The organism is Atopobiaceae bacterium, assembly GCA_022483015.1.
Taxonomy (GTDB): Bacteria; Actinomycetota; Coriobacteriia; order Coriobacteriales; family Atopobiaceae; genus JALCUE01.
Genome location: JAKVOB010000001.1, coordinates 345,844 through 372,336, shown reverse-complemented (window position 1 = coordinate 372,336; position 26,493 = coordinate 345,844). Strand labels below are relative to the sequence as shown.

General features: G+C 63.5%; 15 protein-coding genes, 3 rRNA genes and 2 pseudogenes. 15 read left to right on the top strand and 5 right to left on the bottom strand.

The genetic code is table 11. From position 1 onward, the window contains the following. From glgD to LKE50_01585, 10 genes and pseudogenes are all read left to right on the top strand, one after another. Entirely contained in the window at positions 1 to 1,101 is a 1,101-nt protein-coding gene (glgD, locus tag LKE50_01630) for a glucose-1-phosphate adenylyltransferase subunit GlgD (protein MCH3967332.1), read from the top strand. Continuing rightward, positions 1,098 to 2,486, top strand: a pseudogene (locus LKE50_01625) (glycogen synthase). The gene glgD and the pseudogene LKE50_01625 overlap by 4 nt, the downstream one beginning before the upstream one ends. A gap of 291 nt (positions 2,487 to 2,777) precedes the next feature. Continuing rightward, positions 2,778 to 3,434: pseudogene (locus LKE50_01620) on the top strand (hypothetical protein). 148 nt (positions 3,435 to 3,582) lie between these two features. Then, complete coding sequence (locus LKE50_01615; GenBank protein MCH3967331.1) at positions 3,583 to 6,750, top strand: 4-alpha-glucanotransferase; 3,168 nt, start codon at positions 3,583 to 3,585, stop codon at positions 6,748 to 6,750. Between the two features lie 160 nt (positions 6,751 to 6,910). Then, complete coding sequence (locus LKE50_01610; GenBank protein MCH3967330.1) at positions 6,911 to 7,807, top strand: UTP--glucose-1-phosphate uridylyltransferase; 897 nt, start codon at positions 6,911 to 6,913, stop codon at positions 7,805 to 7,807. Positions 7,808 to 7,859: 52 nt separating this feature from the next. Continuing rightward, positions 7,860 to 9,251 (top strand): phosphoglucomutase/phosphomannomutase family protein, encoded by a 1,392-nt coding sequence (locus tag LKE50_01605; protein MCH3967329.1) that lies wholly within the window; start codon positions 7,860 to 7,862, stop codon positions 9,249 to 9,251. 305 nt (positions 9,252 to 9,556) lie between these two features. After that, a 16S ribosomal RNA gene (locus LKE50_01600) occupies positions 9,557 to 11,072 on the top strand. A 264-nt stretch (positions 11,073 to 11,336) separates the two neighbouring features. Then, positions 11,337 to 14,309 (top strand): 23S ribosomal RNA (locus tag LKE50_01595). Between the two features lie 116 nt (positions 14,310 to 14,425). Next, positions 14,426 to 14,540 (top strand): 5S ribosomal RNA (rrf, locus tag LKE50_01590). Together the 16S, 23S and 5S rRNA genes form the textbook arrangement of a ribosomal RNA operon. A gap of 231 nt (positions 14,541 to 14,771) precedes the next feature. Then, positions 14,772 to 15,800 carry a helix-turn-helix domain-containing protein gene (locus tag LKE50_01585; protein ID MCH3967328.1) on the top strand — a complete coding sequence of 343 codons (1,029 nt, stop codon included), beginning with the start codon at positions 14,772 to 14,774 and terminating at the stop codon, positions 15,798 to 15,800. A gap of 8 nt (positions 15,801 to 15,808) precedes the next feature. Here LKE50_01585 and LKE50_01580 read toward each other — a convergent pair whose 3' ends face one another. Together LKE50_01580 and LKE50_01575 are read right to left on the bottom strand one after the other, a co-directional pair. Further along, a complete protein-coding gene (locus LKE50_01580; protein MCH3967327.1) occupies positions 15,809 to 16,747 on the bottom strand; it encodes a patatin-like phospholipase family protein in 939 nt (312 codons plus the stop codon). A gap of 13 nt (positions 16,748 to 16,760) precedes the next feature. Then, positions 16,761 to 17,792, bottom strand: coding sequence for a membrane dipeptidase (locus LKE50_01575; protein ID MCH3967326.1), 1,032 nt, complete (start codon positions 17,790 to 17,792; stop codon positions 16,761 to 16,763). Positions 17,793 to 17,954: 162 nt separating this feature from the next. Here LKE50_01575 and LKE50_01570 point away from each other — a divergent pair, with 162 nt between their 5' ends. Together LKE50_01570 and LKE50_01565 are read left to right on the top strand one after the other, a co-directional pair. Then, entirely contained in the window at positions 17,955 to 19,673 is a 1,719-nt protein-coding gene (locus LKE50_01570; protein MCH3967325.1) for a PASTA domain-containing protein, read from the top strand. Positions 19,674 to 19,676: 3 nt separating this feature from the next. Beyond that, a complete protein-coding gene (locus tag LKE50_01565) occupies positions 19,677 to 19,904 on the top strand; it encodes a hypothetical protein (GenBank protein MCH3967324.1) in 228 nt (75 codons plus the stop codon). A 9-nt stretch (positions 19,905 to 19,913) separates the two neighbouring features. Here LKE50_01565 and LKE50_01560 read toward each other — a convergent pair whose 3' ends face one another. After that, a complete protein-coding gene (locus LKE50_01560; protein MCH3967323.1) occupies positions 19,914 to 20,186 on the bottom strand; it encodes a hypothetical protein in 273 nt (90 codons plus the stop codon). 531 nt (positions 20,187 to 20,717) lie between these two features. On the opposite strand from LKE50_01560, the gene LKE50_01555 reads away from it, so the two are divergent. Both LKE50_01555 and LKE50_01550 read left to right on the top strand, forming a co-directional pair. Beyond that, positions 20,718 to 21,140, top strand: a complete 423-nt coding sequence (locus LKE50_01555; protein MCH3967322.1) for an Hsp20 family protein — start codon at positions 20,718 to 20,720, stop codon at positions 21,138 to 21,140. Between the two features lie 187 nt (positions 21,141 to 21,327). Beyond that, entirely contained in the window at positions 21,328 to 21,972 is a 645-nt protein-coding gene (locus LKE50_01550) for a biotin transporter BioY (protein ID MCH3967321.1), read from the top strand. Positions 21,973 to 22,005: 33 nt separating this feature from the next. Here LKE50_01550 and LKE50_01545 read toward each other — a convergent pair whose 3' ends face one another. After that, a complete protein-coding gene (locus tag LKE50_01545; GenBank protein ID MCH3967320.1) occupies positions 22,006 to 22,974 on the bottom strand; it encodes a hypothetical protein in 969 nt (322 codons plus the stop codon). Next, positions 22,971 to 24,107 carry a response regulator receiver protein gene (locus LKE50_01540; protein ID MCH3967319.1) on the bottom strand — a complete coding sequence of 379 codons (1,137 nt, stop codon included), beginning with the start codon at positions 24,105 to 24,107 and terminating at the stop codon, positions 22,971 to 22,973. Before LKE50_01540 ends, LKE50_01545 begins: the two co-directional genes overlap by 4 nt. A gap of 450 nt (positions 24,108 to 24,557) precedes the next feature. Here LKE50_01540 and LKE50_01535 point away from each other — a divergent pair, with 450 nt between their 5' ends. Beyond that, positions 24,558 to 26,408, top strand: coding sequence for a carbon starvation protein A (locus tag LKE50_01535; protein ID MCH3967318.1), 1,851 nt, complete (start codon positions 24,558 to 24,560; stop codon positions 26,406 to 26,408). Positions 26,409 to 26,493: the final 85 nt, after the last annotated feature.

The window sequence follows — 26,493 nt, the reverse complement described above, 5'->3', positions numbered from 1 at the left end:
ATGGAAAGCGCAATCGGACTCATCACCACGAACTACTCCACCAAGAGCCAGAGTGCCCTCACCGAGGCGCGCCCCGTCGCGTCCCTGCCGTACCTGGGTCGCTATCGTCTCATCGACTTCCCGCTCTCCAACATGGTGAACGCCGGCATCCGCACGGTCGGCGTCGTGATGCCCTACAACTATCGCTCGCTCATCGACCATGTGGGCTCCGGCAAGGACTGGGCGCTCGACCGCAAGAACGGCGGCCTGTTCATGCTTCCCGGCACCGCCTCCGGAACGTCACGCACGGGTGCGCGCTTCCTGCTCCGCGACATCGAGCACAACAAGATCTTCCTCGAGCGGGACAAGGCTCCCTATGTGGTCTGCTGCGCCTCGAACATCGTCTATAACATGGACTTCCGCGAGCTCATCGCCGCGCACAAGGAGTCCGGGGCCGACATCACCGTCGTCACCCAGGAGGCCAAGGCCGCGGACGAGGACATCACCTCGTGCTTCGTCCAGGACGGTCGCGTGAAGGGCGTCACCCACGGGTGCAAGTTCGGCGACACCGCCTTCCTCGACTGCTTCATCGTCTCTCGCGAGCTGCTGCTCAAGTACCTCGAGTGGTATGCGGCCGTCGACTACCTCGACCTCTTCGAGGCCATGCAGTCCGACTTCGAGCGCGTCGATGTGCGCACGTTCAACTTCGATGGGTTCGCGGCAGGCATCTTCAACGCGGCCAGCTACTTCCGTCACAGCATGGAACTGCTCAACCCCCAGATCGATGACCAGCTCTTCCCGGCAGGCAGGCCCATCCTCACCAAGGCCCATGACACTCCGCCGGCAAAGTACGAGACCGGTGGTCATGCGAGCAACTCCCTCGTCTCTGCGGGCTGCCGCATCCAAGGCGCCATCTCCGACAGCATCCTGGGAAGGAACGTCCGCGTCGATAGCGGCGCGACCGTCCGCAACAGCATCGTCATGCAGGGTTGTGTCATCGAGAGCGGTGCCCGCGTAGAGAACGCCATCGTCGATCGCAACAACGTCATCCCTGCGCGGACCGAGCTGAGGGGCACTCCTGAGGCGGTGCTCGTGCAGGGCAAGGGAGAGGGACAGGTATGAGCAAGGCCGAGCAGAGGAAGCTGCATGTCCTGTTCGCCGCGTCCGAGGCGGCACCCTTCGTGAAGACGGGCGGCTTGGGCGATGTCGCGGGGACGCTCCCCGTCGAGCTTGCCCATGCGGGACTCGACGTGTCGGTGATCCTTCCCAAGTATGGGTTCATCGCTCCCGAGTGGCAGGAGAAGATGGAGCACGTCTGTGACTTCTACCTGCCGCTCAGCTGGCGCAACCCCTACTGTGGCATCGAGCGGATTCACTATCGCGGCATCGACTTCTACTTCGTCGACAACCAGGACTACTTCGGTCGTGACGGGGCCTACGGCTACTTCGACGACGCCGAGCGCTTCGCGTTCTTCTCGAAGGCCGTGGTCGAGTGCATCCAGTACATCCCTGGATTCACCTGTGACGTGCTCCACTGCAACGACTGGCAGTGCGCCATGGCACCGGTCTTCCTGCGCGAGTTCTATCAGGGCCTGCCCGAGTACGAGCACATCAAGACCGTGTTCACGGTTCATAACGTGAAGTTCCAGGGCCAGTACTCCGAGGACGTCCTCGGTGACATCTGTGGCCTCGCGCACGTCCCTGCGGCCGCGAGCCAGATGGCCTGCGGACCGAAGACGGTGAACTTCATGAAGGGGGCGCTCGCGTATTCCGATGCGCTCACCACGGTGAGCCCCTCCTATGCCCAGGAGCTCAAGATGCCGTACTACGGCGAGGGCATGGATGGCATGTTCCGCATGCGCGAGAGCGTGCTCCATGGGATCCTCAACGGCATCGACATGGAGGAGTTCAACCCTGTCCATGACAAGGGAATCGCCAAGGAGTTCTCGGTCGATGACCTCTCGGGCAAGGCCGAGTGTAAGGCCGCGCTCCAGCGCGAGCTCGGCTTCGACGTCGATCCGTACCGCCCGCTCATGGTCATGGTCTCGCGCCTCACCAAGCAGAAGGGGCTCGACCTCATCCAGTATGCGCTCGACGCCATCCTGGGTCAGGGCGTGCAGGTGGCCATCCTCGGGACGGGTGACCGCTCCTACGAGGACTCCCTGCGCTACTTCGACTGGAAGTACCACGACAACATGCGCGCCTGCATCGCCTTCGACCCGGCGTTCTCTCATCGCATGTATGCGGGGGCGGACATGTTCCTCATGCCCTCGCAGTTCGAGCCCTGTGGACTCTCGCAGATGATCGCCATGCGCTATGGCACGATTCCCATCGTGCGCGAGACCGGCGGCCTCAAGGACACGGTCATCCCCTTCAACCACTATACGGGCGAGGGAACGGGATTCAGCTTCGCCAACTTCAACGGGGACGAGTTCCGCGACTGCGCACTCGGTGCCGTGGGCGTCTACCGTTACGAGTGCCAGGCGTGGCATGACCTCATGGTCCATGGTATGTCCACCGACTTTGGGTGGGAGAAGGCTGCCGAGGAGTACAAGGATGTCTATCTGGGGCTTCATCCCGAGATCGACCTTTCTGAGCCCAAGCCTGCCGCGAAGAGCCCCGAGCCCAAGGCCGAGCCTTCCGAGAAGAACCCCGAGCCCAAGGCCGTCGTCAAGTCTGGACCAAAGCCCATCGTCCAGGTGAAGCCCCAGCCCATCGCCAAGGTTCCTCCCGCAAGGCCGACAGCCATGGCGTCGACGGGCTCCAAGGCGGCCACTTCATCGCTCACGGTGGCCCCTTCGAAGCCTGCCGCAAAGCCTGCCGCAAAGTCGGCCGTGAAGCCTGCCGCAAAGCCTGCCGCAAAGTCGGCCGTGAAGCCTGCCGCAAAGCCTGCGGCCAAGACCGCAGCCAAGCCCGTCGCTAAGCCGGCGGCAAAGCCCGCTGTGAAGCCCGTCGCTAAGCCGGCGGCAAAGCCCGCTGTGAAGCCCGTCGCTAAGCCGGCGGCAAAGCACGTGGCCAAGACCTCGGCCAAGCCTGCGGCAAGGACGACGCCTAAGCCTTCGGCGAAGCCTGCCGCGAAGCCTGCCGCGAAGCCTGCGGCTAGGCCCGCTGTGAAGCACACGGCAAAGCCAGCAGGAAAGCCTGCAGCGAAGTCGGCAAGCAAGCCCGCTACCAAGGTCGTGGCCAAGCCTTCGGCGAAGTCGGCCGCCAAGCCTGCTGCAAAGCCCGCTGTGAAGCACGCGGCAAAGCCTGCTACCAAGGCCGCAGCAAAGCCGGTCGCGAAGTCTGCGACAAAGCCAGTAGCCAAGTCGGTCGCCAAGTCCACGGTGAAGCCTGCGGCCAAGCCGGCCGCGAAGGTCGCCGCAAAGCCTGCGGCCAAGCCGGCCGCGAAGGCCGCCAAGAAGCCAACGGCCAAGCCGGCACCGAAGCACGCATCCAAGGAGGGTACGAGGTAACCACCCTATGAGAGCTCGTCATAACAGCAGGGATACTGATTATCGAAGCCCCTACGGCGCCGTGTGTGATGGCGGCGCCGTTTCTCTTGCCATAGACATCTGGGATGACCCCGACGCCGTGGTGACCTGTCGCACATGGGAGGATGGCGTGGGGGAGTCCTACGTCACCATGATGCTTGCCCCCCAGGGAGACCATCTGAGGTTCTCGTGCACCCTACCAGCGGGCGATCCCAAGACCCTCTGGTACTGCTTCGTGATCGAGTGCTCGGGCGGCATCGTGCGCTACCTCGGGGCCCCCCAGGGGAGGACGGGCGGCGAAGGTGCCGTCTATGACCACATGCCCCCGTCGTTCCAGGTGACGGTCTATCACCCGCGGCCGGTCCGTCCCTCATGGTACGAGGATGGCATCGTCTATCAGATATTCCCGGACAGGTTCCGCCGAGGTGATGACTGGAAGGCCAACGCCAAGGTGGAGCTCGAGGGCCATCGCCATGGCCCCGACCGTGTCCTCGTGCAGGACTGGGATCGTCCCCCTACCTATCAGAAGGATGACGAAGGCCATATCACCTGCTGGGACTTCTACGGGGGAACCCTCCGTGGCATCACCGGCGAGCTCTCCCGGCTGCGCGAGATGGGCTTCACGGTGATCTACCTCAATCCCATCTTCGAGGCCGCGAGCAACCATCGCTATGACACCGGCGACTACATGCGCATCGATCCCCTGCTGGGCACCGAGGAGGACTTCCGTGCCCTCTGCGTGGAGGCCTCGTCCCTTGGCATGCATGTGATTCTCGACGGTGTGTTCAACCATACGGGGTGCGACTCGCGCTACTTCAACAAGTATGGCAACTATCCGGGTCTTGGTGCCTACCAGAGTGAGGAGTCTCCCTACCGCAGCTGGTACAAGATAGAGAACGATGGCAAGACCTACTGCAGCTGGTGGGGCGTCGCCGACCTTCCGGACGTCGAGGAGGAGGAGCCGAGCTATCGCAGGTTCATGCTTGGCAGGGACGGCGTCGTCAGACATTGGCTCCGTGCGGGGGCGAGCGGCTGGCGTCTCGATGTCGCCGACGAGCTTCCCGACGACTTCATCGCCGCCATCAAGGGGGCGGTGCTCGAGGAGCGCCCGAACGGGCTTCTCATAGGTGAGGTCTGGGAGGACGCATCCAACAAGGTCGCCTATGGCAAGACGCGTCGCTACCTGCTTGGCGATGAGCTCGACAGTGCCATGGACTACCCCTTCCGGACGGCCTTGCTCGACTTCCTCACCAACGAGATACCTGCGGACGAGGTCGTCGAGAGGATGCTGTCGCTCCAGGAGAGCTACCCTCCCGAGGCATTCGCCTGCGCGCTCAACCTGTTGGGGAGCCATGACAGGACCAGGCTTCTCTCCGTGCTCGGGGGGTGCCCTGACCCAAGTGGCATGACCGAGCAGGAGCGAGCCTGCTATCGCCTCACCGAGGGCCAGCGTGGCCTTGCGAAGAGCCGTCTATGGCTCGCCGCGCTCGTGCAGATGACGATGCCCGGGGTCCCCTGCGTGTACTACGGGGACGAGGCCGGGCTCGAGGGCCTCACCGATCCCTGCAACAGAGGGACCTTCCCTTGGGGGCACGAGGATGCTGACTGCGAGACGATCTATCGCAATGCCATGGCGCTCCGCCGTACGTTCCCCTATCTGGTGAATGGGACCTTCGAGCCGCTGTCCTGCGGCGACGATGTCTACGGGTTCATCCGCAGAGGGACTGGGGAGCATTCGGGCGAGTCGCTGGTGGTCTTCGTCAACCGGTCCTCCTCGTGCGAGCATGATGCCTACGTCCGCGTGCAGGGCGATCAGGTAGAGGACCTTGTCGGTGGTGCCCAGGTCACGCTCGAGGCAGGACTCGCCCACGTGCTGCTCTCTCCCTTGGGGTCAGCGGTCCTCTACTTCCATGGCGCGGAACGCATCGCCCAGGCCCCAGAACGTGGCGCCGGCATCCTCTGCCATGTGACGTCGCTGCCGGGCGGGCGCGACGGCCATGGGACGTTGGGTGCCGAGGCACGGCACTTCGTCGACCAGCTCGCAAGTTGCGGGCTCACCTACTGGCAGGTCCTTCCCGTCAATCCGACGGACGAGCACGGCTCGCCCTATGCGGGCGTGTCGGCCATGGCGGGCAACGTGAACCTCCTCGAGGAGGACGAGGCCGCCCTGCGTGCCGGGTTTGCCAGGTTCGACGAGACCGACCATGACTACCGCTCCTTCTGCGAGGCCAATGCAGGTTGGCTCGACCCCTATGCCTGCTTCGCGGCGATACATGCCGCACGCGATGACGAGCCTTGGCAGGAATGGCCGCTCGACCTCAGGCACTACGACAGCGAGCTTGCCGTCGACCCCCGCTTCGCACGCGAGGTGCGCTTCAGGCGCTTCTGCCAGTACCGCTTCGAGCGGGAGTGGCAGGACCTGCATGCCTATGCGCATGACCACGGCGTCCACATCATCGGGGACATGCCGATGTATGTGAGTGCGGACTCTGCGGATGTCTGGGCGAACCCCGACCTCTTCAGGCTCGATGATGCCGGACTCGCGAGCGAGCAGGCAGGGACTCCACCGGATGCGTTCGCTGCCGATGGTCAGCTCTGGGGCAATCCGACCTATGACTGGAAGGTCATGGCCACGGACGGCTACTCGTGGTGGCTCGACCGCCTTCGCCGCGCCTTCTCCCTCTACGACTATGTGCGGCTCGACCATTTCCTGGGCTTCTCCTCCTACTATGCGATCGAGGAGGGCAAGACCGCCCGCGAGGGGCGCTGGCTCCCGGGCCCTGGCATGGCCCTGTTCGAGGCCGCCTACGAGAGGCTCGGCAGGCTGCCTGTCATCGCGGAGGACCTCGGCACCATCACGCCGGCCGTGCGCGCCCTCGTGGCGCAGGGGGGCTTCACGGGTATGGACGTGCTCGAGTTCTCTGACGCCGACGTGCTCCAGGGCTATGTCCCCTCTCCGGGCAAGGTCGCCTACACCAGCACGCATGACACGTCGACGTTGCTGGGGTGGAGCGAGCTGCGCTACGGGGTCGCGGGGGAGGAGGCCCGTACGCTCGCAGACCGTCTGGCCTGTTCGGTGTGGGGGAGTCGGGCATCGGTGGTGATCATGCCGCTGCAGGACGCGCTCGCGCTCGATGACACCGCACGCATGAACGTGCCTGGCACGGCGGAGGGGAATTGGAGCTGGCAGGCCGAGGAAGGCGCCTTCGATGGCTCCGTTCCCTTCCTGTCCCAGATCACCCTCGAGTCGCACCGGGGCCCAGGACGCGGCCCGGACCAAGGTCCCGACGAAGGATAGCCCCGCCCGGGGGGTGAAGCGTGACCGCTCGGCGGCGCCCTCGACGCTCTTTCTATGGAAGGGCGCGGCTTGCAAGGTGCCACGCGCTATCGTTTCTGAGGTGCTAGCCAAACGACCGACAAGGCATCCGGAGTCCTCGGATGGGAGTGAAGGGATTCTCATGAAGGCAATCATACCGGCTGCGGGACTCGGGACTCGTTTTCTGCCCGCCACCAAGTGCGGCGCCAAGGAGCTCCTGCCCGTGCTTGACAAGCCGGTCATCCAATATGTCGTCGAGGAGGCCCTCGCGCCCGAAGGCGTCGATGGGTGCGTGATCGTCAACTCTCGCGAGAAGCCCCAGATCGAGCAGTACTTCTCGCCAGACCCGGATTTCGAGGCGATGCTGAGGCATCGTGGCAAGGACGCGGAGGCCGACAAGGTCCACGAGGCAGGGGCCCTGCCGGTGTCGTTCGTGTACCAGGACGAGCCGCTCGGCCTGGGCCATGCCGTGCACTGTGCTGCGTCCGAGGTGGGCGACGAGCCCTTCTTCGTCCTCCTCGGCGACTACTTCGTCCCCGACCAGCAGATGAACAAGGACATGCTCGAGGTGTCCCGTGCGCATGGGATGGCCTCCGTCATCGCGGTGGCACCAGTCGCCGCCGACCAGGTGAGCCGCTATGGGATCATCGCAGGCTCATGCATCGGATCCCTCGAGGGAAGCTCTGCTTCGGGTGAGCAGGCGGGGGCGGTCTGGAAGATGTCAGGCATGGTCGAGAAGCCCTCCCAGGCAGATGCGCCGTCCCACCTCTTCATCGTGGGTCGTTACCTGCTCTCGCCGCGGATCATGGACCTTCTCGGCACACAGGTGCCGGGTGCAGGTGGCGAGATCCAGCTGACCGACGCCATGGTCCGCCTCCTCGACGAGGAGGAGATGTATGCCGTGGTGGTCGATGCCGACGAGGGCTGCGACACCGGGACGCCTGCGGCATGGGCAGCCACCAACGCACGTATGGCGCTCGCGGATCCCGTCATGGCGCAGGCATTCCGCGAGGCGCTGGGCCCGGTATCGCTGGCATAAGGCACGTATAGTCAGAACCCATCTCGAGACCCCTCGGAGGTCATCGTTCAACATGCAGGTCATCCACTTTGTGGCAGATGGTTGGTACGCACGCTACGACGACGGCTTCGAAGTAGGCAACGTGAGCCGTGTCGTGGACGCAGCGGCATCCCTGTGGTCTGCCTCGATGCCTGGTGCTGCCGTCTACGTAGGATATGACACCAGGGATGGGTCAGATGAGTTCGCGCGCGCCGCGGCCGTCGTGCTCTCGGCGCACGGCCTCGACGTTCACCTCTCTGACTCGGCCTGTCCGACGCCCGCGCTCGCCCGCGCGATCAACACGGACCAGGGGGCCTGCGGCGGCGTCATGGTCACGGCCTCGCAGCGACCTGCGGGCATGGGAGGCCTCCGTATCAGGTGTGCGGACGGCTCGGCCGTGGATGCGCTCGACCTGGAGACCATGGAGGCGCTGGTCCCGCCAGATGCCCCCGACATCACCGGGGAGGTCGGGACGGTGGACCTCATGGGTCCCTACCTGCGCACGTTGCATGGCCTGGCGGACCACGAGGCCCTTGCAGGCTCATCGCTCTCGGTCGTCGTCGACCCCATGTATGGCGCGGCACGGGGGCACCTCGCCCATCTCCTCGAGGAGGAGGGGCTGGACGTGCACGAGATGCACGGGGATGCCGTGGGAGACTTCGGCGGGCTTCACCCCGAGGTCTTCGAGCCATGGGTCGACGACTGCGAGCGTGAGGTCGTCGAGAAGGGCGCGGACCTCGGAATCGTGTGCGAGGGTGCCGGAGACAGGATCGGCATCGTCGACGAGCGCGGGAACCTCGTCCCGGCGCACAAGGTCGTCGCGCTCATCATGGACCATCTCGTCGAGGGTAGGGGGCTCAGCGGCAGGATCATCGTGCCGCAGTCGGCATCGGCGCTCGTGAAGCGCCAGGCAGAGCGCCTGGGTTGCGAGGTCGTCGTCTGTGCTGCCGGCTTCTGCTGGGTGCACGATGAGATCGTGCGTGGCGGCGTGCTGCTCGGTTGCGACGAGCTCTGCGGCATGTGCGTGCCCGCCCTGGCGCCTACGCGCGACGGTCTCATGGAGGCGCTGCTCGTCTGCGAGCTCATGGGCACCACCCACCTGACGCTCACGGAGCTGGTCGATGACCTCGAGGCACGCCTGGGGCACATGGACTATGGACGACGCGACGTCCGGCTGGGCTCCGCGGAGATACAGACGCTCCGCAACGTGCTGCCTGGTGCCAACCCGGCGAGCGTCGCCGGGCAGGTCCCCGTGCACGTCAACCATATGGACGGGATCCGCCTCGAGATGGAGGACGGCTCCTGGCTGCTCGTCCGTCCCTCCCGCACGGAGCCCTTCGTGCGCGTGACGGCGGAGTGCTCCTCGGCCGCGGGCAGGGACGCCCTCCTCGACGCCGGTGCGGCCCTCGCCCATGGCGATATGTGAAGTAACTGTGAACGAATGGCCGCTCACCAGATTCCCGTGCCTCAGGGCGCCGAGGGTGCGTATAGTAATTCCTCGCGCCGCAAACGAGCCCAGAGGCAACGAAGGGCACACGGACGGCGCAGCGAACCTTGAAAACCGGATACTGCGATCGAAAGATCGACAAAGACAGACCAGCGAAATTTCGAATATGTGAGTACATAGCAATATGTGCCACGTCAATTCAAATCAGCGAATCCGAAATAGATCAGCGGAATTCGAGACGAGATCAGCTCACTGCTTTAAACTTTAGGGCTTCGGCCCTTATTTGAACGGAGAGTTCGATCCTGGCTCAGGATGAACGCTGGCGGCGCGCCTAACACATGCAAGTCGAACGATTAAAGCACCTTCGGGTGTGTATAAAGTGGCGAACGGCTGAGTAACACGTGGGCAACCTGCCCTTCTCATCGGGACAGCCTCGGGAAACCGTGGTTAATACCGAATACTCCGGAACCTCCACATGCAGGTTCCGGGAAAGCTCCGGCGGAGAAGGATGGGCCCGCGGCCTGTTAGCTAGTTGGTGGGGTAATGGCCTACCAAGGCGATGATGGGTAGCCGGGTTGAGAGACCGACCGGCCAGATTGGGACTGAGACACGGCCCAGACTCCTACGGGAGGCAGCAGTGGGGAATATTGCACAATGGGCGAAAGCCTGATGCAGCGACGCCGCGTGCGGGATGAAGGCTCTAGGGTTGTAAACCGCTTTCAGCAGGGATGAGGCCGAAAGGTGACAGTACCTGCAGAAGAAGCCCCGGCTAACTACGTGCCAGCAGCCGCGGTAATACGTAGGGGGCAAGCGTTATCCGGATTCATTGGGCGTAAAGCGCGCGTAGGCGGCCTGTTAGGTCGGAAGTCAAATCCGGGGGCTCAACCCCCGTCCGCTTCCGATACCGGCAGGCTTGAGTTTGGTAGGGGAAGGTGGAATTCCCAGTGTAGCGGTGGAATGCGCAGATATTGGGAAGAACACCGGTGGCGAAGGCGGCCTTCTGGGCCATAACTGACGCTGAGGCGCGAAAGCTAGGGGAGCGAACAGGATTAGATACCCTGGTAGTCCTAGCCGTAAACGATGGACACTAGGTGTGGGGAGATGTTCTCTCCGTGCCGCAGCTAACGCATTAAGTGTCCCGCCTGGGGAGTACGGCCGCAAGGCTAAAACTCAAAGGAATTGACGGGGGCCCGCACAAGCAGCGGAGCATGTGGCTTAATTCGAAGCAACGCGAAGAACCTTACCTGGGTTTGACATATAGGTGAAGCGGCGGAAACGTCGTGGCCGAAAGGAGCCTATACAGGTGGTGCATGGCTGTCGTCAGCTCGTGTCGTGAGATGTTGGGTTAAGTCCCGCAACGAGCGCAACCCTCGTCGCATGTTGCCAGCAGTTCGGCTGGGCACCCGTGCGAGACCGCCGGCGTTAAGCCGGAGGAAGGTGGGGACGACGTCAAGTCATCATGCCCCTTATATCCAGGGCTGCACACGTGCTACAATGACCGGCACAACGGGCTGCGAACTCGCGAGAGTAAGCGAATCCCTTAAAGCCGGCCCCAGTTCGGATCGGAGGCTGCAACCCGCCTCCGTGAAGTCGGAGTTGCTAGTAATCGCGGATCAGCACGCCGCGGTGAATGCGTTCCCGGGCCTTGTACACACCGCCCGTCACACCACCCGAGTCGTTTGCACCCGAAGTCGTCGGCCCAACCCGCAAGGGAGGGAGATGCCGAAGGTGTGGAGGGTAAGGGGGGTGAAGTCGTAACAAGGTAGCCGTACCGGAAGGTGCGGCTGGATCACCTCCTTTCTAGGGAGAATCACCTCTTCTAGAGAAGACATTTGACAGAGCGGTCCCGTCTAATTCCGCAACAACGATCTACTCTTTGTCGTATCAGTCGCATCGCAGCATCCGGTTTCGAGGGTTCGCCCTCGCCGCACCTTGATAGCTGCATAGCGTGAAACGAGATTTTCTTTTTAAGAAGATCGCATCTGATCGCATGTCTGGGTCTTCCCGACCCAGACAAGTGTATGTATGACCCAAACCAAACATTGATGCGCCAGCGTCAATGGAGAAGAAGATGGTAAGGGCACACGGTGGATGCCTTGGCACAGGAAGCCGATGAAGGACGTGACTAGCTGCGATAAGCCACGGTGAGGGGCACATACCCTTTGACCCGTGGATTTCCGAATGGGCGAACTTGATGGGACTCATCTCCCATCACCCCACGCTGAACACATAGGCGTGGTGGAGGCAACCTGGGGAACTGAAACATCTAAGTACCCAGAGGAAGAGAAATCAACCGAGATTCCCCTAGTAGTGGCGAGCGAACGGGGACATAGGTCAAACCGACGGTAGCGTATACCTTGCAGGGGTTGCACCGATCGGTGTTGTAGGGCCTGTCATTGGGGAGCTGCTTCTCCCCTAAGCAGTTACAAAATCATGTGGTAGCGGAACGGTCTGGGAAGGCCGACGATACAGGGTTAGAGTCCCGTATGCGAAACCTCATGATCTGCTGACGTGGTACCTGAGTACTGCCGGACACGTGAAACCCGGTGGGAACCTGGGGGGACCACCCTCCAAACCTAAATACTCTCCTGTGACCGATAGTGGACAAGTACCGTGAGGGAAAGGTGAAAAGCACCCCGAGAGGGGAGTGAAATAGTACCTGAAACCGTGTGCCTACAAGCAGTCGGAGCAGGCCTTTGGCCTGTGACGGCGTGCCTTTTGTAGAATGAGCCAGCGAGTTACGATATGCGGCAAGGTTAAGCTGATAAGCGAGCCGTAGCGAGAGCGAGTCTTAACTGGGCGCCAGTCGCATGTCGTAGACGCGAAGCCAGGTGAGCTATCCATGGGCAGGTTGAAGCGGGGGTAAGACCCCGTGGAGGACCGAACCCACTTAGGTTGAAAACTGAGGGGATGACCTGTGGATAGGAGTGAAAGGCTAATCAAACCTGGAGATATCTCGTTCTCCCCGAAATAGCTTTAGGGCTAGCCTCGAGCGTTTACCGTTGAAGGTAGAGCACTGAATGATTGCGGGGGCCTCACCGCCTACCAACATCAATCAAACTCCGAATGTCAACGGTCCATAGCTCGGGAGTCAGAATATGTGAGCTAAGTTGTGTATTCAAAAGGGAAACAGCCCAGACCGTCTGCTAAGGTCCCTAAATCCATGCTAAGTGGCAAAGGATGTGCGTTTGCTCAGACAACCAGGATGTTGGCTTAGAAGCAGCCATTCATTTAAAGAGTGCGTAATAGCTCACTGGTCGAGTGGACATGCGCCGACAATATACGGGGCTAAGCATGGTACCGAAGCAACGGATCAGTACCTAGTACTGGTGGTAGGGGAGCTTTCCAAGTGGGGTGAAGCAGTGGGATGACCCTCTGTGGACCGCTTGGAAGTGAGAATGCTGGCATGAGTAACGAGAGAGACGTGAAAAACGTCTCCGCCGTAAACCCAAGGTTTCCTGGGCAAGGCTAATCCTCCCAGGGTCAGTCGGGAGCTAAGGCGAGGCCGGAAGGCGTAGTCGATGCATAGCAGGTAGACATTCCTGCACCTCCGAAAGAGCGTTATCACCAATGGGGTGACGGAGCAGGGTAGCTTAGCGGGGTTCTGGACGTCCCCGTGAAGTCACGTAGGCTGGGAAGTAGTGAAATGCGCTTCCGCGACGGCTGAGGTGACTGACGAAACAATTGAGCGAAGTAAGTGAGCCCATACTTCCAAGAAAAACCTCTAGGGAGCTCTTAGGAGCCCGTACCGCAAACCGACACAGGTGGGTGGGTAGAACATACCAAGGCGATCGGGAGAACCATGGTTAAGGAACTCGGCAAAATTGCCCCGTAACTTCGGGAGAAGGGGTGCCGAGTAGGGTGATGGGACTTGCTCCCTGAGCCCTTATCGGTCACAGAAAATTGGCCCAAACGACTGTTTATCAAAAACACAGGACTCTGCTGAAGTCGTAAGACGACGTATAGGGTCTGACGCCTGCCCGGTGCCGGAAGGTCACGAGGAGTTGTTAGGAGCAATCCGAAGCAGCGAATCTAAGCCCCGGTAAACGGCGGCCGTAACTATAACGGTCCTAAGGTAGCGAAATTCCTTGTCGGGTAAGTTCCGACCTGCACGAAAGGCGTAACGATTTGGGCACTGTCTCAACCATGGACCCGGTGAAATTGCACTAGTCGTGAAGATGCGACTTACCCGCGGAAGGACGGAAAGACCCCGTGAACCTTTACTGCAGCTTGACATTGGCTGCCGGTTCGTCGTGTAGAGGATAGGTGGGAGACTTTGAACCAGGGACGCCAGTTTCTGGGGAGTCACCCTTGGAATACCACCCTCGACGTTCTGGCATCCTAACCACTGGCCGTAAGCCGGCAGTGGGACCGTGTCAGGTGGGTAGTTTGACTGGGGCGGTCGCCTCCTAAAGAGTAACGGAGGCGCGCGTAAGGTCTGCTCAGCATGGTCGGCAACCATGCTTTTGAGTGCAAGAGCATAAGCAGGCTTGACTGCGAGACTTACAAGTCGAGCAGATGGGAAACCAGGCTCTAGTGATCCGGCGGCTCAGCGTGGAATGGCCGTCGCTCAACGGATAAAAGGTACTCCGGGGATAACAGGCTGATCTTCCCCAAGAGTCCACATCGACGGGAAGGTTTGGCACCTCGATGTCGGCTCATCGCATCCTGGGGCTGGAGCAGGTCCCAAGGGTATGGCCGTTCGCCATTTAAAGCGGTACGCGAGCTGGGTTCAGAACGTCGTGAGACAGTTCGGTCCCTATCCTCCGTGGGCGTAAGAGAATTGAGGGAGGCTGCCCCTAGTACGAGAGGACCGGGGTGGACGGACCTCCGGTGTATCGGTTGTCAACCAATGGCATTGCCGAGTAGCTGAGTCCGGTTGGGATAACCGCTGAAAGCATCTAAGCGGGAAGCCCGTCCCGAGATGAGTTCTCTTTTTGGTAAGACCCCTTGTAGACTACGAGGTTGATAGGCTGCAGATGTAAGCGCTGTAAGGCGTTCAGTCGAGCAGTACTAATCGGTCGAGCTCTTCTTTTCTCTTTTGGTTTGTGTTTGCGCATCTCATGCGACTTCTTGGAAAGCTCGTGTTCACGCTGTGTAGCCATCAGGGTACGACGTAGTCGGACCCCTTGACAGCAGAATGCCCTTCGTTGGTCAGCGATTATGGCAGGGGAGGTACACCTGGTCCCATTCCGAACCCAGAAGTTAAGCCCCCGAGCGCCGATGGTACTGCGGTGTAGTCCGTGGGAGAGCAGGTCGTCGCTGACCAACGAAGGGCATTTTCTCTATCGAGGCAGGAGGCCCCGGTCCGTCTGGACCGGGGCCTCCTCTCGTTTGCGGGCCACCTGTCGCGGCAGCGGGAACTACGGCCAGAAGGACTCCCCTCTCATGGCGCAACCGCTGGTTGCGTCGAGAATTGCGCACTAGAATAGGTGGAATTGGCAATACCGCAACCCCAGGATGGTGCTTGCATACCGAACCAGACCGAAGGGATACGCCATGAACGTCGATATCGCCTATCGTCTCTCCAAGCTCAGGCGTGACCGCGGGCTCTCACAGGAGTCCCTCGCCAACCAGCTCGGTGTGAGCCGTCAGGCCGTATCGAAGTGGGAGCGGGCTGAGTCGAGCCCGGACACCGACAACCTCATCGCGCTTGCGGACCTCTATGGCATGAGCCTGGACGACCTTCTCAAGGGCGACCCTGAGGCTCATGACCTCGTGGACGCCAGCAACGATGAGCCTGCGGTCGCATGCGACGTCGTCGAGGGGGCGGGCGCTCCCTTGGACCCTGAGGCCGACAGCGCGGATGGCTGCACGAACGCGGACAAGGGATCATCGGTTGGAGCTAGGGAGGCCGAGCCTACGCACGTGTCCTTCTCGGACGGGATCGACGTACACGACGGCGGGGACCATGTCCATATGAACTGGCGCGACGGAATCAACGTCCATGACCATGCGGGCACCGACGTGCATGTGGGGCTGGACGGCATCCATGTGAGCGACCCCGGCAAGGGCGACCATGTGGACATGGGCTCCGGCGGTGCCTTCCGCGTGAGCGACCATGACGGCAACGAGGTCCACGCCGACTCGTCGGGCGGGTTCACGGTGAACGGCGAGCACTGTGAGAGCTGGAACGAAGCCCAGAGGCACCTGCAGCACCACCATACGTGGATGCATCGGTTCCCGTGTGGCTGGATCGCCCTCATCGCCTTCATCTGCATGGGTGTCCTGGGAGGCATGTGGAGGGAGGGGCTCGTGGTGCTCTTCTCGACAGGGGTCTGGTCGGGGGTGTCAGGGGTCGCTGACGCCTTCTGTGGGGAACGCTCGTCTCGTAGGCGGCGTGGCGCCGTCACAGGTCTCGTGGGCTCCGCGGCCCTCTTCGCGTTCCTCTCGGTCGGGCTCCTCATGGGACTCTGGCATCCTGGCTGGGTGCTGATCCTGGTGGGCATCGCCGTCTGTGCGCTCATCAAGGCCTTCTGGAGGGTCGACGAGGAGCCAGAGGACGGCTCCGAGAGCCACTGCGGCTGACCTCTTGGTCAAGCCTGGTCTGCGGGCCTCATCATGCGTGCGATGGCGTCGGTCGCGGCACGTGCCACCGCCGTGAGGGGGCCCGGCTTGGCCGCGCCCCAGTCGATGGGTCTCTCGGCGATCATCTGACGGGCCTCGGCGATGACGGTGGGGCCGCTGCCTGCCTGGAAGGCGTCCTCCCCCGAGACGGGCAGGTTCACGTAGATGTCGGCTGCCTGGGCATAGATGCGGTCGAGCTGGGTGGCGCCGTAGGAGACGGTCCGGTTCCAGACGTCCATGGGGCCAGGGCTCTCGAGCGGCTTGTAATGGCGGATCATCCCGACGCCCACCACGGCATCCACGAGCGAGCGGTCGAACAGCGGGGTGGGGAGGTTCATCCGGCTCCCGCCGTCCATGAGGGTGTGCCCCGCGAGTTGGATGGGCTGGATGGCCAGGGGATATGAGGCCGATGCCGTTATGGTGTCTGCGAGCGAGTGATCGCCGACGAGGCACGTCCATCCCCCGCGGTCGTTCTCGAACAGCCCAGGGGTGTTGGTGAAGACCACAAGCTCGCCTGTGAGCACGTCCACGGCGGGCATGGCAAGTGGCATCGCGAGGTCGGAGAAGCGCCCTATGCCGGCATCGTCGAGGGTGATCCCCACCTGCTCGCGGATCTTCTCTGACGGTATGAGACCGAGGTCGTTCACCATGCTGAGGATGTGGCGACCGAGGTTCTTGAGGAGACCGGTCTCGACGACGCGCCTGTCGAGGTCGAGCAGGAGATCGGCGATGCGCGATGCAGGAAGCCCTGCGGCGACCAGCGTGGCGACGAGCGATCCCATCGATGTCCCCGCGGAGGCGGCTGGTGTCACGCCTGCCCGCTCCATGCTCTCGATGGCGGCGACCTCCGAGAACGACCTGAACCCGCCACCGCAGAACGCGATGCCGACGCCGTTGAGATGGCTCATGGTCCCTCCTGGGTCAGTCCTGTTCGGCCCTCTCGAAGAAGGCATGTGCGTTGGAGAAGAGCAGCCTGTCTGCAAGCTCATACCCAAATCGGGCGGAAAGAACCGAGGCCAGCGTGTCCATGTGCCTGCAGGAGGGGAGCCAGCTCGGGGTCGTGCATCCGTCGTTGTCGGTGCCAAGCGCGACGACGTCCTCGCCGTCGAGGTCAAGCCAATGCTCTACGTGGGCACAGATGTCATCCGGCGTGGGGTCGTCATGCTCGGTCGAGAGGAACGACCGGTAGAGGTTGAGGCCGACGATGCCCCCTGCGTCGCGAATCGCCCTGAACTGGTCGTCGGTGAGGTTGCGGGGGACGTCGCAGATGGCTCGTGAGTTGGAGTGACTCGCTACGAAGGGACGCCGCGCGACGCGGGAGACGTCCGCGAAGCCCGGGTCGTTGAGATGCGAGACGTCCACGACGATGTGGTGACCTTCCAGCTCGCGGACCATGCTGCGCCCGAAGGATGTGAGCCCCTCCTCGCTCTTGTGGCCGCTGCCAAGGGGATTCGCGGCGTTCCAGGTGAGCGTGAGCATGCGCACGCCGGCAGCATCGATGCGCTCGACCATGTCAGGACCGGCGGCCAGGAGCTTGCCGTTCTCGATGGTCAGCATCCCCGCCATCCTGCCGGCGTCGAGCGCAGCATCGACCTCTCGGATGCTGCGGGCCTGTGCCAGGCGGTCGGGATGCGCCCCGACGTGGGTCGCGAGCGTGGACGAGACGCGGTCGAAGAAGTCGACCGATTGGGGGACGTCCAAGTCGTCGGGCAGGAAGACCGCCAGGCACTGGCACCACTCGAGGTCGGCGGTGCCGTCAAGCGAGAGATGCCCATCCCAGGTGCCGAAGTCCTCGAGGGGGCCCGCCACGTGCGCACAGGGCTCGTCCTGGACGCTCTTCCCGCCGGTGAGCTCGTCGGGCAGCGTGGGCCAGGCAAGGCAGTCCAACGTGTCGCAGTGGAGGTCGAAGACGCGCGTGTGGGACGGCGCCGAGGTGACGGGATCGTGAGGCATGGTGGTTCCTCTCTGTTGGGCATGAGCCTAGCACGTCTCGGGTGCGTAGGGCCTCCGTCTGGCGGAAACCGCTGTACCGAGCCTGAAGATGCCCTAGGATGGAGGCGGATCGGCATGTCGATGTGACCGGTCGTCGGTCACACGGCCCGGAGGGGGTCACATATGCGTTGCCCAAGATGCGCCGCGACGGTTCCTGATGGCATGAGGTTCTGCCCACAATGCGGGGCTCGCCTGGATGCGACGCCCGGCGGCATGGATGCCACCCAGGTGGCAGGGGCGCGTCCGGTGGCGCCAGGGGCCGCATCAGACGGAGGGACCCAGGAGCTGCCTTCGGACGGGGGCCTCACCGAGCGGATCGACGCCTCCTCGGCCAAGACCAGGCTCGTCGGCGTGGGGGCGACGCGTGTGGAGGTGCCGGGCCAGACCCAGCCCGTCGACCGACAGGCGGCCCCTCCCGAGGAGGACTTCTCCGCCGAGGCGGGCGAGGCCCAGCGGTCGCTCGAGGGCGAGACCACGGCAGTGCCACCCATTCGCACGCAAGGCTCCCAGGCCTCTGTGCGACCTTCAGCAGAAGGCACCTCGGGCGCCTCGCCGGACGGTGGGTCGAAGGGCCACCTCTCGAAGGGCGTGGTGGCCCTCATCGTGGTCGCCGTGGCCCTGGCCGTGGCCGCGGTGGCCTATGCGACGTACTCCGCCCACATCTGGGGCGGGGTCGAGGTCCCGGACGTGGTGGGCAAGGATGTCGATGACGCCCGAGACGTCCTCACGCAGGCGGGCTTCCCCACGGCGACGGTCGATGCCGTGAGCGACGACCAGGTCGGCAAGGTCATCTCGAGCGACCCGGCTGCCGGCACCCGCAGCGACACCTCGAAGACGGTCACCCTGTCGGTGGGCGTGGCGCGTACCGTCCCGGACGTGGTCGGCCTCTCGCTCGATGACGCGAAGAAGAAGCTGTCGGATGCAGGCTACACCAACATCTCGACGGCCTATGAGAGCTCCGACAAGGACGAGGGCACGGTGACGGCGGTCACCCCAGGCCAGGGCGCCACGGCAAAGGCCACGGACGCCATCGCCCTCACGGTCGCACAGGCCTATACGGTGCCCGACGTGCTCGGACTGGCCGAGGCCGATGCCACTGCTGCCATCGAGAAGGCAGGGCTCAAGTCGAACGTGACCTATCAGGAGTCCGACAAGACGGCTGGCACCGTCCTGGCAGTCTCCCCGGATTCGGGGACGAGGATGCAAGGAGGTGCGACGGTCGAGCTCACGGTAGCAAAGGAGAAGAGCGTCACGCCGAGCGACCCGTATCAGGTCGCGACGTACCTCAGCATGAAGCCGGAAGGCATCTCGAGCTACCTTGTGGGGTCGGGCTGGGCGCTGAAGTATGGGACAGCCTACAACGGCGTCGCCGAGGAGATCCTGACCGACGGCACGACCGTGCTGACCTTCACGGGCACCCCGCTCTCGCACCACCATGGGAACTTCGGCCAGGACTCCTCATATGATGCCTTGGCGCAGGGCGCGTCCGTGTCTGGTGTCAGGCTGGAGACCCTGCCGGATGCCCTGGGTGCCAAGCAGGAGGTGAGCGACGACGTCGCAAAGGCCGTCATGAGGAAGTGCGGCCTCGACAACGTTACCTCGTCGTGCAAGACCAGCACCTTCATCGGCCCTCAGGGGGCGAATCCCAGCGACTTCGTCTGTCTCGCTGGCACCCAGGGGGATATGACCTGGAGCGTGCTCGTGTATGACGGGTCCGCGGGAATCACCGCTGCCGTCACGTGCCTCCCGACCACGGATGCCACGAGCTCGTACTATGACACCAGCTCGTTCGGGTCGAACTATGCGGACCTCGTCGCGTACTACGACCTGTGCACGGAGTAGGGCATGGCTGACGAGAAGAGCAGACCGACGGAGCCAGAGGACGAGACGACCGGCATCGCGGGGGCCGCGCCTTCCGACGAGCCGGGCTCGGCCGTCGACGACCATCCTCGAGCCTTGCCCGACCAGGGTACCTGCGCGCGCGGCGAGGACGAGGATGACGACGGCTACGACCCATGGTCCGACCGCCGTCCGAAGCGCGAACCGCTCTACGAGCAGGACCCCTGGTCCTGAGCGGACCCATCAGCTTCCGATGGTGCCTCTCCAGATCAGGAACCCCACGATGGCGAGGACGGCCACCACGATGATGCCGGCGATGACGCCGCGCTGGTGCCGCCGCTGTTCCTGCGAGGCGAAGATGGAGCGGCGTCCCTTGGGCATCTCGAGGTACTGCCCATAGTGCAGCTCGTGCTGGAGCTGCGGCATCTTGCTGCGTGACCGTCGGTACCCGATGCCTGCGAGCGGGTTCTTCGAGGGCTTGATGTACGAGGAGTCATGCTGCGCGGAGTCTGCCATGAGGTCGTCGTCTGCGAGGTCGTCGACGGGAGGCTGCGTGAGATGTGGGGAACGGGTACGGACGAAGGGCTCCGGCTCCGGCTGCCTTCGTCCGGGCGTCGCGGCATATGCGGCCTGATGGGTCGTCGGTTCCGAAACGGCCGGTGATGGTGCGGGTGCAGGCCGTCCGTCCTGAGGGGATGGCGAACGCCTGGCGCGTGGCGACTCGTTGGCACCTCGGGCATCGGCGCGGTCCGGATGCGTGTTGTCTGCATCAGCCATGGCAGGCATTCCTTCCAAAGGACAGGACAAGGCAGTTACTCGCATTCTATCCTTCCTCGTTGAAGTAAGTCTGCTCACCTTGTCCTCGGCTTCCTCTAGTTTGCAAAACATGATATATGGACACTTAGATAAGCTCAGTCATAGAAGCTAAGAAAATATTGTGCATGGTGTTTAGAAGCAAGCCGCGGGGGAACAACTATGAGCGACAGCAGATGGTGCCAAAGAGGCGCCGGAGGGTGCGCCGCACCCGCACACGAAGGAGTGGTAACGATGACCAACATGGTTCCCTATGATCGCTACGGCAGGATCGCACGCTCGATGTTCCCGTTCGACATGCTCGATGACGTGCTCTCCATCCCGGAGGCCGCCACGGCCGACTTCAAGATGGACGTGGAGGAGACCGATGACGGCTATGCCATCACGGCCCATGTCCCTGGTGTCAAGCGCGACCAGATCGATGTCGAGCTCAACGAGGGGCGCCTGTCCGTCAGCGTGGACAAGAAGGACTCTGACGAGGAGAAGGCCAAGAACTACATCCATAAGGAGACGACCGAGTACAGCTCCACGCGCGGCGTCTATCTCAAGGATGCGGCGACCTCGGGCCTCACGGCAAAGCTCGCGGACGGCATCCTCACGGTGAACGTGCCCAAGCAGCAGGAGAAGGAGAACGTCACCAAGGTCTCCATCGACTAGCTACCTGCGGCGAAGCGAGTCAGGACCATCTATGGGAGGGGCGGGACGGCACACGAGGCCGGCCCGCCCCTTTCGTCATCCTGGTCGCGCATATGTCGGAATCGTGCGGCGGCTGCGTCCTCGCTGGGCTATCATGGCCCCCGATTCGCCCGCGGGCATACGGTCTGCGGCATGAAGGGGGATTGCCATGGTTCAGGAACCGGATGATCGACGCATCGATGCTGACGCCACCACACTCGGGGATGATGGGACTCCGAAGGGGAAGGCCGTCGGGCATGACGGGAAGCCGAAGGAGCCGTTCTTCTCGACGCGCGACATCGCATTCTCGGGAGTGAGCATCGCTTTGCTCGCCGTCTCGGCGTGGGTGACGGTGTCGTTCGGCCCGGTTCCCTTCACGCTCCAGACCATGGTGGTCACCTTCGTCGCGCTCGCCCTGTCGCCGCGCCAGGCCATGCTCGCCATCTGTGGGTACGTGGTCCTCGGCGCCATCGGCCTTCCTGTCTTCTCGGGCATGCGGGGAGGGATCGGCGTGCTGGCTGGTCCCACGGGCGGCTTCATCGTGGGCTTCGTCGTGGGCGTGGCGCTTGCCCTCGTCATCGTCAAGGCGGGGAGGACGCCCGTCCGCGAGCTGGCCGCGGCAGGTGCCTGCCTGCTCGCCTCCTATGCCTTCGGGTGGGCCTGGCTCATGTACGTGGGGAACCTCACCCCGATGGCGGCCTTCGCTGCTGCCTGCGCCCCCTTCATCATCCCCGACATCATCAAGGGCCTTGTGGGAATCGCGCTCGCGCGTGCCGTGCGTGCCGCCATCCCGGGACTCGTGCAGGTCGCATAGGGCAGGTCGGACTCTGTTGCGGGGACGTGGCCCCTACCAGTCAAGTCCCTCGCGTTCGGCGAACGAGACGGCTCCGTCGACGATGCCCTCCTGGTCGGCGGCCCACGCGACGAAGTCAGGGGTGTCCACGACGATGGGGTCGGCCTCGTGGAGCGCGAGCTGCGCCTCCTCGAAGCTTCCCTGTCTCACCTCGGGGCGGTCGGGCAGATAGGCCTCGACATAGGTCGGTCTGAGCAACGCGTATGACCCACCCTCGCAGAGCCTTGCGAAGCCCAGGAGCGCGCGGTGCGCTGCGGGCATGCGATCGAGCTTGTAGAGGAGCAGGGCTCGGGCGACATGGGTCCAGGCGTCGCCATGACGGTCGTTGCTCGCATCCAGCCGTCCGAAGGCATCCTCGTCCTCGAGGCGGGCATAGGCCAAGGCGCACGTGTGGCGGCACCCAAGCTCGTCGTGGGGCATCCGCGACATGACGAGGGAGGCCATCTCGGCCGACGCGCGATAGCGGGCGGTCTCGAGCTCCGCCCTCGAGAGTGCGGCGCCCAGGCGAAGGAGCGGGTGGGACAGCACGTCGGACCATGCGTCGGACGTATCTGGCTCCAGGGTAGGGAGTCCTCCCGACTCCCCCTGCCAGAGTGAGAGGAGGCGCTCGAAGAGGGCCTCCGGGTCGTCCTCGGCCATGATGGCCTCGAGGAGTCGCGCGTCGAGGCATCGATCGTCGAGGGCGAGCGCCGAGTCGCAGGCCCTCTTGAGCCGTGCCCGCCTGCGGTCGCGCTCCTGGACGTAGGCCTCGTCATCGAGCAGCTCGTCATCCTTGGTCGGCTGTGCCTTGGGGAGGGCCTCCGCGACCACCTGGAAGGCCCTGGTCTGCGGCGTCTCGACAAAGGAGTCGATGTCTCGCTCCACTGCGAGCTCGAGCTCTGCGAACCCCTCCTTCGAGAGGGGCCCTATCGTCTCGAGGCGGTCGAGCGCACAGCGGCGTACCAGCTCTGAGTGGGCCTTCATTTCCCCTCGCCTCCTCCCGCGGTGGGACCGATCGGCGAGGTGCCCCCGTCAGGGCGAGGGCCTGCATCGCGGTCTGACTGCTCGTCGTTCCGGGCGGCGTCGACGACCTCGGGGAGCTTGGCCATCCAAGAGCCGAGCGTCCCCCTCTCGGAGGGGTCGCGGCCCTCCTGGAGGACGACGGTCGCCTCCGAGACGGCGAGGATGAGCTCGTCCTCGCCGAAGGGGTCGACGTCAAGCCTCGAGAAGACCCCGTCCGGGAGCTCGTCCTGGCGTGAGAGGGTCATCCCTGCGAAGGGATAGGTCTTTATCAGGCCCCTGACATGGGCCTTTGCCCCATCGAGGTCACCTCTCTTGAAGGCGATCGCCATGCGGGACAGGGCAAGCCAGGCGTCTTCCGCCTTGCCGTCAGAGAGGTCTGAGCAACGTCGGGCGAGGGCCTCGAGCCCCTGGTCATCCTCGAGCTTGGCATAGGCGAGCGCACAGGTGAGGCGTACGTCGGGGAGGTCCTCGGGGTCGAGGTCGAGAAGCTGGAGGGAATGCGTGACGCACGCGCGGTAGCGGCCGCAGATGAGCGCCTTCGAGGCGAGCGTGGCCAGCCAGCGCTCCAAGGGCCAGAGCTCCATGGAGGCGGCAAGGTCGGCGGCGTCGCGCGCATCGCCGGACGTGAGGGGTGTGGCAGCAGTGGTCTGCGTCGCGGGGTCGAGGGCCCGCTCGGTGGCGGCATCCCGTCGACCCTCGCAGCCCTGTCGAACCTCCTCGAGGCCCTGGAGCAGTGCGTGATAGCACTCGTCGAATGACGCGTGGGCCCCGATGGTGAGCATCCGACGGGCGTCGTAGCAGTCGGGGTCGAGCTCGAGCGCCTCGTTGAGGAGGTGCTCGGCCTCGCCGGCGATGCCCTCGAGCTTCTCGTCAGGGGCGAAGGGGAGGGTGTAGTCGATGAGGTTCGTCGCCTGTGCCACGAGGTTGAAGGCGCGGTCCGAGTCCGACTGGGGCAGGGAGTCCCGGGTCTCGGAGAACCGCCGACCGAACGAGGCGAAGGCGCGCGCTGCCTTGAGGGCGTTCGTCTGGTCGAGCGAGGAGGCATAGCGCAACACCAGGCGCTGGTAGTCCTCGCGATACGGGTCGAACGCCATAGGTTCCTCTCGATGAAGGCCGTCTCGGTCGGCTCGTACCCTACCATGCTCGATCGAATCAGGAGAAGCGCATCGGGGCGGAGCCCAGGCCAGGTGGCGAGGGCATGTGGGCGCGCCCGGAGGGGTGGCGATGGATGCCACGAGGACCCTATGAGCAGAGGCCTGCTACCCAATATCACCTTGGTCGATACGGACTAAGCCACGAGACGACGTTTCTATACTGTTAACGGTATCCTTCCTGCAGGATTCACAGAGATTGCGTGCATTTTTAGTGAAGTATTCATGTAGTATGCATACCATAGACCACATATGCAGTTTACGCTTACCGAATACAGCATTCTACCTGGAGAAATCATGTTGACAGATAACGATTAGGCGCATATTCTGTCGACAATTTACACGTGTGGCGAGAGAGGCTCGCCTGCGTCCACGCAAGGGAGGTTTGTGGGAATGAACGGAATCACAGTCATCTTGATCAGCGCGGTGATCCTGGTTATTGGCTATCTCGGGTATGGACGCTGGCTAGCCAACAAGTGGGGCGTCGACAAGGAGGCCCTCACTCCTGCGCGCCGCATGGAGGATGGCCAGAACTTCCAGCCTGCCTCTCGCTTCACCGTGTTCGCCCACCAGTTCTCGTCCATCTGTGGCGCGGGCCCTGTGACGGGCACCATCGTGGCCATGGCCTTCGGCTGGGTCCCCGTCATGCTGTGGGTCCTCATCGGCGGCATCTTCTTCGGTGCCGTCCATGACTTCGGCGCCCTCTACGCGTCGGTGAAGAACAACGGCAAGTCGCTCGCGCAGCTCATCGAGAAGTACATCGGGCGCACGGGCAGGCGCCTGTTCCTGCTCTTCTGCTGGCTCTTCTGCATCATCGTCATCGCGGCCTTCACGTCCATGGTGGCAGGCACCTTCAAGACCACCGTGGTCGACGGTGCGGTCGACTTCACCAAGTCCTACGCGGGCGGTGCCGCCGGCACCATCTCGCTGCTCTTCACGTTCTTCGCGATCGGCTTCGGCTTCCTCAACCGCCGCTTCGAGCTCAAGGGTGTCAAACAGTTCGTCGTCGCCATGGTGATGCTCGTCGCGATGTTCGCGATCGGCATGCAGTTCCCGATCTACCTCGATACCAACGGATGGATCGCCGTCGTCATGGTCTACCTGGTCTTCGCGGCTGCCATGCCCATCCAGACGCTCAAGGTGCCGCGTGACTACCTCACGGCCATCATGATGGTCATCATGATCGTCTCTGCCATCTTCGGCATCGCCATCCTCTCGTTCACCGGTCAGGGCGAGATGACCGCCCCCGCGTTCGTGGGCTTCAGCTACACCACCAAGGCCGGCGTCACCAGCTACATGTTCCCGGTGCTCTTCGTCTCCGTGGCCTGCGGCGCCCTCTCGGGCTTCCACAGCCTCGTCTCCTCCGGCACCAGCTCCAAGCAGCTCTCGTCCGAGGCCGACGCCCTGCCCGTCGGCTATGGTGCCATGGTCCTCGAGTCACTCGTCGGCATCATCGCCATCGTCTGCGCCGGCATCATGTTCTCTGACATGAACACGGCAGGCACGGGTGCGCTCAACGCAGGTGCCGCCTCGACGCCGTTCCAGATCTTCGCGGCGGCCATCGCCCGCGGCATGGAGGCCTTCGGCGTGAACGCCACGCTGGCCACCGTCTTCATGACCATGAACGTATCGGCGCTCGCGCTCACCTCGCTCGACGCCGTGGCCCGTATCGCGCGCCTCTCCTTCTCCGAGTTCTTTGCCACGACCAACGACGCCCTCGCCATCGAGAAGGTCGAGTCCCGTGGCCAGAAGATCCTCTGCAACCCCTGGTTCGCGACGGCCATCACCCTCGTCCCCGGCCTTGCGCTCACCTTTGGCGGCTACCTCAACATCTGGCCGCTCTTCGGTGCCTCGAACCAGCTCCTGGGCGGCATGACCATGATCTGCCTCGCCGTCTTCTGCAAGTGCACCGGCCGCAAGGGTGCCATGCTCTACGTGCCTGTGGCATTCCTGCTCGTCTGCACCTTCACCTCCCTCTTCCAGAGCATCATGAGCTGCGCGAGCGCGCTGGCGGCTGGTGGCGTTACCGTCATCGCCACCTCGGGCCTGCAGCTCGTGTTCGCCGTCCTGCTGGTGATCCTTGGCGTCATCGTCTCGTACAACTGCCTCAAGGAGCTCTTCACCAAGAAGGCCGGCTCCATCCCCGACGAGGAGCCCGAGTGGACCGAGATGGGCCGCGAGCATGTGGCGGCGGACGAGTCTGCCGCGAAGGCCTCTGACACGGCGAAGCCTGCCGAGGCATAGGGTCCCATCATACGGAGGGCGGGCCACCCGTCCCTCGCTGAAACGAATGAGGTCCCGGGCCGTCAACTGGCGGCTCGGGACCTTT

Excerpts from the sequence above, each read along its gene's own strand:
- LKE50_01555 (MCH3967322.1), top strand. The coding sequence starts at position 20,718 with ATGACCAACATGGTTCCCTATGATCGCTACGGCAGGATCGCACGCTCG.
- LKE50_01540 (MCH3967319.1), bottom strand. The coding sequence starts at position 24,107 with ATGGCGTTCGACCCGTATCGCGAGGACTACCAGCGCCTGGTGTTGCGC.
- LKE50_01550 (MCH3967321.1), top strand. The coding sequence starts at position 21,328 with ATGGTTCAGGAACCGGATGATCGACGCATCGATGCTGACGCCACCACA.
- LKE50_01560 (MCH3967323.1), bottom strand. The coding sequence starts at position 20,186 with ATGGCAGACTCCGCGCAGCATGACTCCTCGTACATCAAGCCCTCGAAG.
- glgD (MCH3967332.1), top strand. The coding sequence starts at position 1 with ATGGAAAGCGCAATCGGACTCATCACCACGAACTACTCCACCAAGAGC.
- LKE50_01605 (MCH3967329.1), top strand. The coding sequence starts at position 7,860 with ATGCAGGTCATCCACTTTGTGGCAGATGGTTGGTACGCACGCTACGAC.
- LKE50_01610 (MCH3967330.1), top strand. The coding sequence starts at position 6,911 with ATGAAGGCAATCATACCGGCTGCGGGACTCGGGACTCGTTTTCTGCCC.
- LKE50_01580 (MCH3967327.1), bottom strand. The coding sequence starts at position 16,747 with ATGAGCCATCTCAACGGCGTCGGCATCGCGTTCTGCGGTGGCGGGTTC.
- LKE50_01545 (MCH3967320.1), bottom strand. The coding sequence starts at position 22,974 with ATGAAGGCCCACTCAGAGCTGGTACGCCGCTGTGCGCTCGACCGCCTC.
- LKE50_01570 (MCH3967325.1), top strand. The coding sequence starts at position 17,955 with ATGCGTTGCCCAAGATGCGCCGCGACGGTTCCTGATGGCATGAGGTTC.
- LKE50_01535 (MCH3967318.1), top strand. The coding sequence starts at position 24,558 with ATGAACGGAATCACAGTCATCTTGATCAGCGCGGTGATCCTGGTTATT.
- LKE50_01585 (MCH3967328.1), top strand. The coding sequence starts at position 14,772 with ATGAACGTCGATATCGCCTATCGTCTCTCCAAGCTCAGGCGTGACCGC.
- LKE50_01565 (MCH3967324.1), top strand. The coding sequence starts at position 19,677 with ATGGCTGACGAGAAGAGCAGACCGACGGAGCCAGAGGACGAGACGACC.
- LKE50_01575 (MCH3967326.1), bottom strand. The coding sequence starts at position 17,792 with ATGCCTCACGATCCCGTCACCTCGGCGCCGTCCCACACGCGCGTCTTC.